Source organism: Pseudomonas sp. L5B5, from assembly GCF_020520285.1.
Taxonomy (GTDB): Bacteria; Pseudomonadota; Gammaproteobacteria; order Pseudomonadales; family Pseudomonadaceae; genus Aquipseudomonas.
In genome coordinates this window covers 3,170,780-3,185,270 of record NZ_CP084742.1, presented here as the reverse complement: position 1 = coordinate 3,185,270, position 14,491 = coordinate 3,170,780, and the positions used below count along the sequence as shown (strand labels likewise).

The 14,491-nt window shown below is 61.6% G+C and carries 11 protein-coding genes; 4 read left to right on the top strand and 7 right to left on the bottom strand.

From position 1 onward, the window contains the following. Positions 1-27 precede the first annotated feature (27 nt). From LGQ10_RS14655 to LGQ10_RS14635, 5 genes are all read right to left on the bottom strand, one after another. Entirely contained in the window at positions 28-1,434 is a 1,407-nt protein-coding gene (locus LGQ10_RS14655; protein WP_058437858.1) for an OprD family porin, read from the bottom strand. A 169-nt stretch (positions 1,435-1,603) separates the two neighbouring features. Beyond that, on the bottom strand, positions 1,604-3,205 hold the full coding sequence (locus LGQ10_RS14650) for an ABC transporter substrate-binding protein (protein ID WP_226525955.1): 1,602 nt from the start codon (positions 3,203-3,205) through the stop codon (positions 1,604-1,606). A 239-nt stretch (positions 3,206-3,444) separates the two neighbouring features. After that, positions 3,445-5,070, bottom strand: a complete 1,626-nt coding sequence (locus LGQ10_RS14645) for an ABC transporter substrate-binding protein (protein ID WP_058437422.1) — start codon at positions 5,068-5,070, stop codon at positions 3,445-3,447. 704 nt (positions 5,071-5,774) lie between these two features. Further along, positions 5,775-6,338: a helix-turn-helix domain-containing protein gene (locus tag LGQ10_RS14640; RefSeq protein ID WP_058437423.1), complete on the bottom strand. Its 564-nt coding sequence runs from the start codon at positions 6,336-6,338 to the stop codon at positions 5,775-5,777. Positions 6,339-6,566: 228 nt separating this feature from the next. Then, positions 6,567-7,286, bottom strand: coding sequence for an SIMPL domain-containing protein (locus tag LGQ10_RS14635; protein WP_058437424.1), 720 nt, complete (start codon positions 7,284-7,286; stop codon positions 6,567-6,569). 429 nt (positions 7,287-7,715) lie between these two features. Between LGQ10_RS14635 and LGQ10_RS14630 the strand changes: the two genes are divergently transcribed. The 3 genes from LGQ10_RS14630 (at position 7,716) to LGQ10_RS14620 (ending at position 11,355) form a co-directional block, all read left to right on the top strand. Continuing rightward, the gene (locus tag LGQ10_RS14630) at positions 7,716-8,978 is read left to right on the top strand and encodes an ATP-binding protein (protein WP_058437425.1); all 1,263 of its coding nucleotides are present in this window, start codon (positions 7,716-7,718) and stop codon (positions 8,976-8,978) included. After that, the gene (locus LGQ10_RS14625) at positions 8,971-9,531 is read left to right on the top strand and encodes a response regulator transcription factor (protein WP_025132017.1); all 561 of its coding nucleotides are present in this window, start codon (positions 8,971-8,973) and stop codon (positions 9,529-9,531) included. The genes LGQ10_RS14630 and LGQ10_RS14625 overlap by 8 nt, the downstream gene beginning before the upstream one ends. 96 nt (positions 9,532-9,627) lie before the next feature. Beyond that, a complete protein-coding gene (locus LGQ10_RS14620; RefSeq protein WP_226525954.1) occupies positions 9,628-11,355 on the top strand; it encodes an ABC transporter ATP-binding protein/permease in 1,728 nt (575 codons plus the stop codon). A 69-nt stretch (positions 11,356-11,424) separates the two neighbouring features. On the opposite strand, the gene LGQ10_RS14615 is transcribed toward LGQ10_RS14620, so the two are convergent. Together LGQ10_RS14615 and LGQ10_RS14610 are read right to left on the bottom strand one after the other, a co-directional pair. Further along, on the bottom strand, positions 11,425-11,613 hold the full coding sequence (locus tag LGQ10_RS14615; protein ID WP_058437426.1) for a hypothetical protein: 189 nt from the start codon (positions 11,611-11,613) through the stop codon (positions 11,425-11,427). A 13-nt stretch (positions 11,614-11,626) separates the two neighbouring features. After that, positions 11,627-13,267, bottom strand: coding sequence for a phospholipase (locus tag LGQ10_RS14610; protein ID WP_226525953.1), 1,641 nt, complete (start codon positions 13,265-13,267; stop codon positions 11,627-11,629). A 251-nt stretch (positions 13,268-13,518) separates the two neighbouring features. Between LGQ10_RS14610 and LGQ10_RS14605 the strand changes: the two genes are divergently transcribed. After that, complete coding sequence (locus LGQ10_RS14605) at positions 13,519-14,460, top strand: AEC family transporter (RefSeq protein ID WP_058437428.1); 942 nt, start codon at positions 13,519-13,521, stop codon at positions 14,458-14,460. Positions 14,461-14,491 lie beyond the last annotated feature (31 nt).

Here is a 14,491-nt window from a genome sequence, read left to right as displayed (position 1 = left end):
TCATGAATCCGCCCTTCAACTGGTGGGTTAGAGGATATTGAACGGAATGGTGGTGACCAGGCGGAACTCGTTGATGTTGCCGTCGGCCTGGTACTTGCTCGCGCGGTGGGTGGTGTAGGTCGCGCGGATGGCGGTGGCCTTGAGCGGACCGCTCTGCACCGCATAGCTGGCGCCGATCCCGTATTCGTAGTGGGTCTCGCCGTCCATGGTGCTGACGCCGACCAGTTTGCCTTCGGAGTTCAAGCCACCGTAGGCGGTGCCCTTGTAGTGGGTACCGTCGATGCCCCAGCCGCGGGCCTGGTAGATGTTGAACTTGAGGCCGGGCACGCCGTATTCGGCCATGTTCAGGCCATAGGCGATCTGGAAGGATTTCTCGTTCGGGCCGTTGAAGTCCGAGAGCAGGGAGTTGGCCAGGTAGATGCCGTTGGTTTCGTGCAGGTAGTCGAAGTACTCGTTACCGTTCACCGCCTGGTAGGAGAAGGTCAGGCTGTGGGCCTGGTGGGCCAGGCCCAGGGACAGGGAGTAGGTATCGTTGTCGATCTCGCCCATCTCTTTCTTGCCGGTATCGACGGTCTTGTAGTAGTTCAGGCCGGTGGTCAGGGCCAGTACCGAGCTGTCACCCAGTTCGTGAGTGGCACCGAAGTAGTACTGGTTCCAGAAGTCTTCCACCTTGGAGGCGTAGAGGCTGGTCTTCAGGCTCTTGAGCGGCTGGTAATTGGCGCCGATCAGGCTGACGCGGTCAGTCTCGGCGCTGTTGTTGGTGTATTCGCTGCGGAACTTCGACAGGCTCTGCTCGCTTCGTGGCGATACCCGGTCGAAGGTGCCGGCGTCGAACGACAGGTTGTTGAATTCTTCACTGTGGATGCTCGCCCCTTCGAAGCTCGAAGGCAGCGGACGGTTGCCGATGACGTCGACGATCGGCGTGCTGAAGTTCTGCCGGCCCACGGTCAGGGTGGTGTTGGAGACGCGGAACTTGACGTTGGCCAGGCCCAGCTTGCTCCACTGGCCCACGGCGTCGCCGTCGGAGTGGGTCAGGGTACGGTTGTTCTTGCCGGCGATGTGCTTGCGGTCACGATCCAGGGCAATCGCGTTGTAGGCCGCGACTTCGGTGCTGACGCCCACGGTGCCTTCGGTGAAACCGGAGCTGTAGTTGAGGATCGTGCCCTGCACCCAGTTGATGCGGCGCGCAGTGGAGGTGGGCTGGCCGTTGTGGTTGTACGAGAAACGATCGTTGCGCCGCTTCAACTCGTTGGCGTACCAGTTGCGGGTGCTGCCGGACAGGCTCTGGCCTTCGACGAAACCCTTGGCTTCGGACTGGGCATTGGTGCTGTTCAGTTCAGTCGGGACGAAGTCCTGGCTGACGCTCTCCGCATAGGCCGTAGCAGTGATGCTACTGATGGCCAGGGCTAACAATGCGCTGCTGCTCAATTTCATGGGTGACGCTCCTTTGTTTTGTTTTTTTACTTGCCGGTTTTTTTCGGCCGGCTGGTTTTTTGGAACTCATTCAAGGCATCGCAAACGTTTGCATGGGGCTCATTCGCTGAATCCAGGCAATACGCCTGCTTGAGGGCGAGCATCGCCCCCACGGTTCTAGGCTCATCGGTTATGGAGTCAGGCCGACCCCGGAGAAGGCGTTACGCCCGAAGGGGCTGACCTTGAAACCCTCGACCTTCGTGCTCAACGGCTGGTTGATGGTCGAGTGCGCCACCGGGGTGATCGGCACCTGCTGCTTGAGCAGTTGCTGGGCCTGCTGGTACAGGGCGGTGCGCTGTTCGCGGTCGGTGACGACCTTGGCTTGCTTGATCAGCTTGTCGTACTGCGGGTCGCACCACATGGAATAGTTGTTGCCGCCAATGGCATCGCAGCTGTACAGGGTACCCAGCCAGTTGTCGGGGTCACCGTTATCGCCGGTCCAGCCGATCAGGCTGATGTCGTGCTCGCCATTCTTGGTGCGCTTGATGTACTCGCCCCACTCGTAGCTGACGATCTTCACCTTGAGACCGATCCTGGCCCAGTCTGCCTGCAGCATCTCGGCCATCAGCTTGGCGTTGGGGTTGTAGGGGCGCTGCACGGGCATGGCCCACAGGGAGATTTCCGTGCCTTCCTTGACTCCGGCGGCCTTGAGCAGCTCACGGGCTTTTTCCGGGTTGTAGGCGGCATCCTTGATGCTGTCGTCGTAGGACCATTGGGTCGGGGGCATGGCATTGACGGCCAGCTGGCCGGCGCCCTGGTACACGGCATTGAGGATGGCCGGCTTGTTCACCGCCATGTCCAGTGCCTGGCGCACTTCGAGGCGGTCGAAGGGTTTGTGCCGCACGTTGTAGGCGATGTAGCCGAGGTTGAAACCGGGTTTCTCGATCACCTGCAGCTTCGGATCGCTCTTCAAGGCGTCGATGTCGGCGGGACGTGGGTGCAGGGTGACCTGGCACTCGCCGGCACGCAGTTTCTGTACCCGTACCGAGGCGTCGGTGTTGATGGCGAAGATCAGCCGGTCGAGCTTGACCCGGCTCGGGTCCCAGTAGTGCGGGTTGGCGGCGTAGCGGATCTGCGAGTCCTTCTGGTAGCGCTGGAAGACGAAGGGGCCGGTGCCGATGGGTTTCTGGTTGATCTGGCTGGGGGTGCCGGCCTTGAGCAGTTGCTGGGCGTATTCGGCGGAGAGGATCGCGGCGAAGCTCATGGCGAGATTCTGGGTGAACGCCGCGTCCACGGTATTGAGAGTGATGACGACGGTCAGCGGGTCGGTCTTCTCGACCTTGGCAATGTTCTTGTTCAGGCTCATGCCGTTGAAGTATGGGAACTCCGTCGGGTAGGCACGGCGGAACGGGTGTTCGGCGTCGAGCATGCGGTTGAAGGTGAACAGCACGTCGTCGGCATTGAAGTCGCGGGTTGGCTTGAAGTAGGGGGTAGTGTGGAACTTCACGCCCTCGCGCAGGTGAAAGCTGTACGTGAGGCCGTCCTCGGAAATGTCCCAGCGGGTGGCCAGGGCTGGCACCACGTTGGTTGCGCCTCTCTCGAACTCCACCAGGCGGTTGTACAACGGCTCGGCGGCATCGTTGTCGGTGGCGGTGGTGTATTGCGCGGTATCGAAACCGGCCGGGCTGCCTTCGGAGCAGAACACCAGGCTGCGGTCGGCGGCCTGGCTGAACGAGCTGGCGACCAGCAGGCCGCTCCCCAGCAACGCCGGGATGATCAAGGAGTGACGCATGACGATCCATCTCCATTTTTTGTTGTGATGATCAACAGGCCCTGATTCCTTCCTGGAATCTGTACAGGTCGTTGATGCCAACCAGGGTGCCAATGATCACCGTCTGCCTGGATTTGCCAGGGCGTGCGACTCCAGAGTCGAGCGGCTGCGCGCTGGCGCAGCCGTCCCGAAGCGGGGGCCTACTCTTTCAGAGGGTGACAAGGCAACGGCGGCGTTGCGGACACCGCCGTCACTGCACGTTACTTGCCGATGCTCACGCCGTAGAAGGAGTTCAAGCCGAACGGGCTGATCTTGAAGTCCTGCACGTTGGCGCGCATGGGTTGGAACACCGTCGAGTGTGCGATAGGTGTCATCGGGACTGCGTCTTTGAGGATGTGCTGCGCCTGCTTGTACAGCTCGGTGCGTTTGGCCACATCCGATGTGGTCTTGGCTTGCTTGATCAGTGCGTCGTACGGCTTGTCGCACCACTTGGAGAAGTTGTTGCCGTTCATGGCATCGCAGCCGAACAGGGTGCCCAGCCAGTTGTCGGGGTCACCGTTGTCGCCGCTCCAGCCGATGATCATCGCCTGGTTCTCGCCGCCCTTGGAACGCTTGATGTACTCGCCCCACTCATAGCTGACGATGTTCACCTTCAGGCCGATCTTCGCCCAGTCGGACTGCAGCATTTCTGCCATCAGCTTGGCGTTCGGGTTGTAGGGACGCTGTACCGGCATGGCCCACAGGGTGATCTGGGTGCCTTCCTTGACGCCGGCTTCCTTGAGCAGTTGGCGGGCTTTCTCGGGATCGTACTTGGCATCCTTGATGGTGGTGTCGTAGGACCATTCGGTCGGCGGCATGGCGTTGACCGCCAGCTGGCCGGCGCCCTGGTACACCGAATCGATGATCTGCGGCTTGTTCACCGCCATGTCCATCGCCTGGCGTACCTTGAGGTCGGCCAGCGGGTTGGCGTCGGTGCGGCCCTTCAGGACCGGCATCACGTTGTAGGCGACGTAACCCAGGTTGAAGCCGGCCTGCTCAGGCATCTTCAGGGCCTTGTCTTCCTTGAGGGCCTTGAGGTCGGCCGGGCGCGGGAAGAGGGTGACCTGGCATTCGTTCTTCTTGAGCTTCTGGATACGCACCGAAGGGTCGGTGGTGATGGCGAAGATCAGGTTGTCGATCTTCACGTCTTCAGGCTTCCAGTAGTCCTTGTTGCCGGTGTAGCGGATGTTGGAGTCTTTCTGGTAGCTCTTGAACACGAACGGGCCAGTGCCGATCGGCTTCTGGTTGATCTCGCTGGCCTTGCCTTCCTTGAGCAGCTTGTCGGCGTACTCGGCGGACTGGACGGAGGCGAAGCTCATGGCCAGGTTCTGGATGAACGCAGCGTCGACGCTCTTCAGGGCGAAGCGCACGGTGTGGTCGTCGAGCTTCTCGACCTTGGTGATGTTGGTGTCCATCCCCATGTCGGTGAAATACGGGAATTCGGTGGGGTATGCCTTACGGAACGGCATGTCCTTGTCGATCATGCGGGTGAAGGTGAACACCACATCGTCGGCATTGAAGTTGCGGGTCGGGGTGAAGTACGGCGTGGTATGGAACTTGACGCCTTCGCGCAGGTGGAAGGTGTAGGTCAGGCCGTCTTCCGAGATGTCCCAGCTGGTGGCCAGGCCCGGGATGACCGCGGTGCCGCCACGTTCGAACTGGCTGAGACGGTTGAACATGGTTTCTGCTGAGGCGTCGAAGTCGGTTCCGGTGGTGTACTGGCCCGGGTCGAAACCGGCAGGGCTGCCCTCGGAGCAGAACACCAGATTAGTCGCCGCCTGGGCGAAGGGAGTGCTGGCCAGCAGACCGGCGCTGACTAAAAACGGAATGACTGCTTGTTTGAACATGGTGGCCTCATGATTTGTTGTCATTGTTGGTGTTGAGGGCGACCTTGTGAGTCGACCCGCCGATACTTATGCAGGCCCCATACCCGATGCAAGATGCGGGGCCGACACAGGCATCAAAGAGTGGAACGAACGTACACGAATGACGCATTTGTATAAATCTTGACGCATTTGACCGTTTGCGCCGGTTCTTTTGGGTGCATTTGTCGCCATGTTTGTGGGCACTCGGGACGAACTGCGCCCCGCAACGGTGCGCGGCTCGGGCGTGCAGCGAGCGCTCTGGACAAGGGGTTTTCCGGGACAAGCGCGTCTCTGCAGGCTAGCTGCGGATCGTTGGCGGCCGGAATGAAGGAGTCGGGGTGATGGTTGCCGACGGCATGTGGCAACGGTGAGCCAAGGCTCGAACCGATGGTCTGCCAAACCTGGTGCGGAAAGGACTTACACATGCAAACCTCATTTTTTCTTTTTTTAGGGCTTACCTGAGGGTTGGCCTTGTGGGCCGGAACAACTCGCCTTGCCATGGGAAATGGATGAACCCATGGAGCCTATGCGGCGATGGCGAGCGCTTGTTGTGTGCTTGAGTGACGACTCGCCGATGCCGAAATTAAGTCATGCTGAAATTGCGGTCAACGAAAATTAAGCATGACTAACTTTTATCCGGCACAAAGTCTCGTCCCTGAGGCTCCGCAGGCATGCCTGGATTGGATTCAGGAGGCTGGGTGGTCGTCGAACAGGCCCATGGTGGTGATGGTCAGGACTTCCGCCGGGCCATCGCCGACATTGGCCAGGCAGTGGGTCTTGGTGGCATCGAAATGCACCGAGTCGCCCGGGCCGAGGGGATATAGGCGACCTTCGATGGTGTACGTGATCTGTCCAGAGAGGACGTAGGAAAATTCTGAACCATCGTGGGAGATCAGTTCAGATTGATACCCCACCGAGATGTTCATCTTGACCGCATTGATCATGTTTCCCGGAAAGGAGCTGGACAGTCGTTCGTAGGCCAGGGGCTGGCCCTCGATGGTATAGCGCACCCGTTCGCCCTCGTGGGAGTCCGGCTGAGCCTGGGCTGGCTGGTCGAACAGGGCGTTAAGTGGAACGTTCAGGGACTTGGCGATATTGACCAGGGAGGAAATGGATACGCCTGTGAGATTACGTTCCGCCTGGGAGAGGAAGCTCGCGGTGAGACCGGATTCGCTGGCAATCTGGCGCAGGGTTTTCTTGGCGGCGCGGCGATAGCGACGCAGGCGTTCGCCGATGCGATCTGCGGTCATTGAAGAGACTCTTATTGGAAAGCTGCAGTATACCCGGCGTGTATCTGGCGGACGTCAACAACATGTGACAGATACATGACAGGGGACCGTCACTGTAACATCACCTCACGGGTTGAAATCATACGTAACAAAACGAGTTGTCCTCATTTGTCTGACGACAGGTTGAAACGAAAAACGGCGGCCCCTCCGATTGGGAGGTGACCGCCGTTTGTGTCTCTGCGCAATGATTTATTGCATCAGCACTTCGATCGCGCCGTCGGCGGTCATGTTGACCTTGCTGGTGCCCGCCTCGACTTCCGGGGTGACGGAAAAAGAGGAACGATCGGCTTCGGCGGCTTTCATCATCGGAGCGCGCAGGTAGGGTTGTGGATAACCTTCGCTGTTGAGGTTCAGGCTGACGATCTTGTAACCCTTGCCCCCCAGGGCCTCGGTGGCCAGCTGGGCGCGAGCCTTGAAGGCCTTTACCGCGTCCTTGAGCAGGGCATCCTCGCTGGCCTGGCGGGTTGCGGGCGCGATGGCGAAATCCATGCCGTCCATCTTCAGGTCGGTCAGTAGCTCGCCGGTGAGCTTGGACAGGGCGGCGAAGTTGGAGCTTTCCAGGCGCAGTTCCGCGCGCTCGCGCCAGCCGGTGATCTTCTGGCCCTTGCTGTCGTAGATCGGGTAGCTGTTGCGGCTGCCCTGGCTCAATTTCACGTCCTTGACCTGACGTGCCTGTTCCAGGGCCTTGTTCATGGTGGTGCTGATTTCCGCCGCCAGCTTGGCCGGATCGGCGTTCTGCGATTCGCTGTAGAGGGTCACGATCATCAGGTCGCGAGCCACTTCCTGGCTGGCTTCGGCGCGCAGGGAAACCTGGTTGTAGTGCAATTCATCGGCGGCCAGGGCGGGCAGGCTGGTGAGAGTGCCGGCGCTGAGGGCCAGAAGGGCGACGCTGCGGGTGAAAGGCTGCATGGAATCTCCTTGAGTGCGGTCCGCAAGCCAAAGGTTCGCGCCTGCGTGAGCGATAAGACTCTAGCTTTTATTCCCGGTTGCACCCATTACAACTTTGATACACCTGCGCCTCGCTCTGCCCGCGATGTCTGCTGTAGCTGAAAGCTAGCCGCCTGGGGTAATGCCAGTCAGTCAAGCGAAGTGATTCCCGGTAGGAGCAGCCGGTCGACGCTCGATGGCTGGCGATGCTCGTCAACGGTAGTGCGTGTTGAATGGATAAACGCAGGGCTCTGGAGTCCGTCGCGGGCAAGCCTCGCTCCAACCATGTCCTTCACTGATCGGCATTAGCCGGGCTGCTTTTCCTGTGGCGCTTTGCCGCAGTTTGCCTGTGTCGGGGGCTGCTTGGTTATACTCCCGCCGATTGCCCTGGAGCGCTCATCAGGAGAGCTCATGCTCGCCCCCGTAAAATTGTTGTCCGCCACCCGCCAGAATCTCTGGCGCCTGACCTTCATACGCACCCTGGTCCTGGCCGCTCAGGCCGGTTCGGTAGGGATCGCCTACTGGCTCGACCTGCTGCCGTTGCCCTGGTTGCAACTGGGCGTCACCCTGGCGTTCTCCATGGTGCTGTGCGCCTTCACCGCGATCCGCCTGCGCACTTCCTGGCCGGTGACGGAGCTGGAATACGCCCTGCAGCTGGCGTGCGACCTGTTTATCCACAGCGTGCTGCTGTATTTCTCCGGCGGGTCCACCAACCCGTTCGTGTCCTATTACCTGGTACCCCTGACCATCGCCGCAGTGACGCTGCCCTGGCGCTACTCGGTGGCGCTCTCGGGGATTGCCCTGGCGCTCTATACCCTGCTGCTGGCCTGGTTCTATCCGTTGCAGACCCTGCCCATTGCCCGCGAGAACCTGCAGGTCTATGGCATGTGGCTGAGTTTTGCCCTGGCCGCGGCGGTGATCACCTTCTTTGCTGCCCGGATGGCCGAGGAGCTGCGGCGTCAGGAAGAGTTGCGGGCGATTCGTCGTGAAGAAGGCCTGCGCGACCAGCAGTTGCTAGCCGTGGCGACCCAGGCCGCTGGCGCGGCACATGAGCTGGGCACGCCGCTGGCGACCATGAGCGTGCTGCTCAAGGAAATGCGCCAGGACCATCCCGATCCGCTGTTGCAGGATGACCTGTCCGTGCTTCAGGACCAGGTCAAGCTGTGCAAGGAAACCCTGCAGCAACTGGTGCGTGCCGCCGAGGCCAACCGCCGCTTGGCGGTGGAGATGCAGGATGTCACCCAGTGGCTGGACGAAGCCCTGAATCGCTGGCACCTGATGCGTCCGGAAGCCAGTTATCGCTTCCATTTGCTGGGCCAGGGGGCGATGCCACGCCTGGCGCCGCCGCCGGATTTGACCCAAGCCCTGCTCAACTTGCTCAACAATGCCGCCGATGCCTGCCCCGAGGGGCTGGAAGTCAGGCTGGACTGGGATGCGGAAGATTTGACCATCAGTATTCGCGACCACGGCGCTGGAGTACCCTTGGCCATCGCCGAGCAGATTGGCAAACCGTTTTTTACCACCAAGGGCAAGGGCTTCGGCCTGGGCCTGTTCTTGAGCAAGGCCAGCGTGACCCGCGCTGGTGGCTCAGTAAAACTCTACAGTCATGAGGAAGGCGGTACGCTCACCGAGCTGCGCCTGCCCCGTGCCGCCCGAGGAGACGACCATGAGTGAAGAGATCCAAGTCGAAGGCGAGGAATTGCCGCACCTGCTGCTGGTGGATGATGACGCCACGTTTACCCGGGTCATGGCACGTGCCATGAGCCGCCGCGGCTTTCGCGTGAGTACCGCAGGTTCCGCCGAAGAGGGCCTGACCATCGCCCAGCAGGACCTGCCGGACTACGCCGCGCTGGACCTGAAGATGGACGGCGACTCCGGGCTGGTGCTGCTGCCCAAGCTGCTGGAGCTGGATCCGGAGATGCGCGTGCTGATCCTCACCGGTTATTCGAGCATCGCCACTGCGGTGGAGGCGATCAAGCGAGGCGCCTGCAATTACCTGTGCAAGCCGGCGGATGCCGACGACGTGCTGGCCGCGCTGCTGTCCGAACACGCTGACCTGGACACCCTGGTGCCGGAAAACCCGATGTCGGTGGACCGCCTGCAGTGGGAGCACATCCAGCGGGTGCTGACCGAACACGAAGGCAACATCTCCGCCACTGCCCGAGCCCTGGGCATGCACCGTCGCACGTTGCAGCGCAAGTTGCAGAAGCGCCCCGTCCGCCGCTGATCCGCACCGGGCCTCGATGTCCCCCGGGACGGGTGAAAAAGCGAGCCGATCGACTATGATCGGCTCAATGCTCCTCCTTCCAATCGAGCTCCCATGATGAATCAGAACGCTGAGTATTCTGCGGTCAACGATGCTGTGCGCGGGCAGTTCTTTCGCCGGGTATGGGCCATGACCGTGCCGTACTGGCGCAGCGAGGAAAAGGCCAAGGCCTGGCTGCTGCTGATCGTGGTCATCGGCCTGTCGCTGTTCAGCGTGGCCATCTCGGTGTGGATCAACAGCTGGTACAAGGACTTCTATAATGCCTTGCAGAAGAAGGACGAGGCGGCGTTCTGGCACCTGATCCTGTATTTTTGCGGCATTGCTGCGGTGGCGATCCTGGGGGCGGTGTACCGCCTGTACCTGACCCAGATGCTGACCATCCGTTGGCGAGCCTGGCTGACCGAAAAACATTTCGCCCGCTGGCTGGGCAACAAGAACTACTACCAGCTGGAGCAGGGCGGTTATACCGACAACCCGGACCAGCGGATTTCCGAAGACCTCAACAGCTTCACCACCAACACCCTGGCGCTGGGCCTGGGGCTGATCCGCAATCTGGTCAGCCTGGTGTCCTTTTCCATCATTCTCTGGGGCGTGTCCGGCAGCATCGAGGTGCTGGGCTATACCATTGCCGGCTACATGTTCTGGTGCGCCCTGGTGTATGCCCTGGTCGGCAGTTGGCTGACCCACCTGATCGGGCGCCGGCTGATCGGCCTGAACAACCAGCAGCAACGCTTCGAGGCCGACCTGCGCTTCTCCATGGTACGGGTCCGGGAAAACGCCGAGAGTATCGCCCTGTACGACGGCGAGAAGAACGAGAACCAGCGCCTGAGCAGTCGTTTCGGCAAGGTCTGGCACAACTTCTGGGACATCATGAAAGTGTCCAAGCGCCTGACCTTTTTCACCGCGGGTTATGGCCAGATCGCGATCATTTTCCCCTTCATCGTCGCCGCCCCTCGCTACTTCGCCGGCAAGATCGAGCTGGGCGAGCTCATGCAGATCAACTCGGCCTTCGGCAACGTCCAGGAGAACTTCAGCTGGTTCATCACGGCCTATTCGGACCTGGCCGCCTGGCGCGCCACCTGTGATCGTCTGCTGAGCTTTCGCCAGGCCATGAGCGACAACGAAGCGCGCGCCCCGGCCATCGATGTCCAAACCGAGGGCGAACAACTGCAGGTGCGGGACCTGGGCCTGGACCTGGCCGATGGCCGGCACCTGCTGGCCGGAGCGCAGATGACCGTGAACCCGGGCGAGCGGCTGATGCTCAGCGGCCGTTCCGGCAGCGGCAAGAGCACCTTGCTGCGCGCCATGGGACGCCTGTGGCCCAGGGGGCACGGCAATATCCGCTTGCCTGGCCAGCGCTCGCTGTTCCTGCCGCAGAAACCCTACCTGCCCATTGGCAGCCTGCGTGAGGCCTTGAGTTATCCACAGCCGGGCGAGCGCTATCCTCAGGAACGCTACGAGCAGGTACTGCAGATTTGCCGCTTGCCGCACCTGGTGGCGCGCCTGGATGAACCCAATCACTGGCAACGCATGCTTTCGCCGGGTGAGCAGCAACGCCTGGCCTTTGCCCGGGCGCTGTTGTACGCACCGCAATGGTTGTACATGGACGAGGCGACCTCGGCCATGGATGAAGAAGACGAAGCCGCGTTGTACCAGGCGCTGATCGACCAGTTGCCGGGGTTGAGCATTGTCAGCATCGGCCATCGCAGCAGCCTCAAGCGTTTTCATCCGCGGCATATTCGTATCGACCAGGGGCAACTGGTGGAGCAGGCCCAGGGCGCCTGATCGCCTGCCGGATGAACAAAGGCCCGCCCGGCAGTAGCTGCCGCGGCGGGCCTTTTTTGCGCAGGGGCGTCAGCCGTTCAGGATCGAACGATCGACCCTCACTGCCAGTTGGCCTTTGCCGGGCTTGGCATTGAAGGCCACGTTGCCACGTTCGTCGACGCTGGCCCGGGCGATGGGAGCGCCATCGAGCAGCAACTCCAGCGGGGCGCCCTTGAGGGATTGGCCGGAGGCCAGTTGCAGATTCAGATTGATAGCCATGGTGATGTCCTTGTCAGGCGTTGCGGTCGATGAAGCGGGTGGCGTTCTTGTCGATGGAGCCGATGAGCTCGGGTGAACCACCACGGAACTGGCGGAACACGTTGCGCCCGCTGGCGCCGCCGTTGGTGGTGCCGGCCGGGATGGCCAGGGTCGGCTGGAAGCTGTCGCTGAGTTCGACATAGGCCGACCAGGGGCCGATGTACGATTCGTTCAGGCCGTTGGTTTCGCTGACGGCGTAGCGCACGGCCTGGCCAGGCAACCAGTTCGGCTCGCTGGGAGTATGGCTCTGCCAGCCGTCGGCGAGGATCGAAGGCACCGCGCCGGGGGTATCCAGATAACCTGCCGGCTTGTTGGGGCTGTAGTTCTTGAGCAGCAGGTAGGTGCTCCAGCCCCACCAGTTGTCGATGGTCTTGCTGTCGTTGAGGTTGTTGACGTCGCTGCGGCGCAGTACCTGATTGCCCTTGGCCACGAACAGCGGGGAGAAGTTGCCGCTCTTGGCGGCGTCCAGGTCGGGGGCCACCTTCAAGGCGGCGTAGCTGGCGGGGGCCGGCAGGCTGCCGCCCAGGTAGCAGGAGAAGATCTCGTCTGCCGAGCGTTGCACGGCGAGTTTCACCAGCTGGCGGTTGCGATGGTCGACGCTGTCGAAATAGCGCTTGTCGCCATAGGAGTGCCAGCGATCGCCCTGGGCGTTGCTGACATTGAGGCCGAACTTGCTGTCCTCGTCATGCATGAAACGGGTGATCAGCGAGCCCAGGTCGCTGGGAGTAACCACCGCCGCCACCTGCTTGCGCGGGACCCGTACATGGCCGGCGGAGAACAGGTCGGTCAGGAAGTGGTCAGCGAAGGCATTCATGGCGTAGGCCAGTTCCAGCTGCTTGTCGTCCGCGGTCTTGCCCGCCAGTACCGCTTGCTGCAGGGCCGCGGTATGGCCGGCGGTGTAGGCCGCCAGGGCCCATTCGCCAAAGTGGTCGGCATTGTTGGCGGCCAGCTTGAGGTAGCGTCCCAGGGGGAACAGGGCGGACACCGCGCTGCCACCACCGGTGATCTTGTTCCACTCCTCGGACAGGGTATCGCCCAGGGCGTCATAGGCTTCATGGGGCTGTTTGCCGTCGCGGATGGCCTGGTTGGCGGCGATGATTTCCTTCTGCATCACGGCCAGGATTTGCCGGGCCTCGTCCTTGGCGGCAGGCAGCACCGCCAGGGAGTTGAATGCCGCGGTGAAGCGCTGCACCCGTTCGGCCGTCGTCGCGCCATCGCAGATCGGCTGGTCGGGAATGCCGTAGAAGTCACCGCCCAGGGCGACCACCTGGCCATAGGTCAGGGCCAGGCCGTTGGGCAGGTGCAACTCCACCTGCCAGGCCGGGATGGGGGCCGCATCCTTCACGAAGCGCAGCAGCGTGCTGTCGCCGATGGCGGTGTGCTCGCCGCCTTCGAAACGCAACTGGGGAGTGCCTGGGGTGGCTGGCTGTGGCGCGTGCGGCAGATGTTCGGGGCGGTGGTACTTGATGGTGTGATGGCCATCGGCGACCAGCACCAGGCTGTCGCCATCGCCATTGATGGCAATGCCTTGTTCGGTAAAGAGACGGTCGAGGTCGGCAATGATCCTGCCCGCCAGGGGTGGCTGTGGCTGCTTCTGTGCAGAAAGTCCTGACATTTCTAGCTCCTTGATATGTCATGAATTATTTGTATTTAACTGTATGTATATACAGTTAAAATTGAGAATAAACGAAAATCATTCCCCGTCAAGCCGGGAATGTTCCAGGGCATGGTGTTTTTTCGATCCATTCGGAGGAGGGGGCCCGGCGAGGCCTCTGGCCCAAGGATTGGCGGCGAGGTCCTCGAGCGATCGCAAGATGATTGGATTACCATTAGCCACCTAACGACAGGCTCAAGGTCCACCCGCCCATGCTGGCCATCTTTCTCGAAACGCTGACGATCACCGCGCCCGTCTTCGCCATGCTGTTCCTTGGCCTGATACTCAAGCGGGTGGGGTGGATCAACGACAACTTCATCCACACCGCGTCGTCCCTGGTGTTCAACGTCACCATGCCGGCGCTGCTATTTCTGGGGATAGTCCACGCCGACCTGCGCTCGTCGCTCCAGCCCGGTGTGCTGATCTACTTCTCGCTGGCCACCCTGGCGTGTTTCGCCCTGGCCTGGCTGTGGGCGATCTGGCGTTGTCCACGGGAAGATCGCGGCATCTATACCCAGGGCGCGTTTCGCGGTAACAACGCGATCATCGGCCTGGCCCTGGCGGCCAGCATGTATGGCAGCTACGGCATTTCCCTGGGGGCGGTGCTGGCGGCACTGGTGATTCTTTTCTACAACACCTTGTCGACCATCGTCCTGGCGGTCTACAGCCCGGTGATCAAGTCCGATCCCTGGAGCATCTTCAAGAACGTCATCAGCAACCCGCTGATTGTCAGCGTGCTGGTGGCCGGACCGTTCGCCTACTGGCAGATCGGCTTGCCCGGCTGGCTCGAGACGTCGGGCCAGTACCTGGCACAGATGACCCTGCCCCTGGCGCTGATCTGCATCGGGGGCACCTTGTCCATGGCGGCCCTGCGCAACAGTGGCCGACTGGCCATCGGCTCCAGCCTGATGAAGATGATCAGCCTGCCGGCCCTGGCGACCTTTGGCGCCTGGTCATGCGGGTTTCGGGGGGCGGAGCTGGGGATCCTGTTCCTGTACTTCGGCAGCCCTACCGCGGCGGCGAGCTTCGTCATGGCCCGGGCGGCCAATGGCAACCATGAACTGGCGGCAGCGATCATCGTGATCACCACCGTGATGGCGGCGGTGACCACCAATATCGGGATCTTCCTGCTGCAGTGGGGAGGATGGATCTAGGAGGAGGTCGCCGGCACGCTGGAGCGGCCGG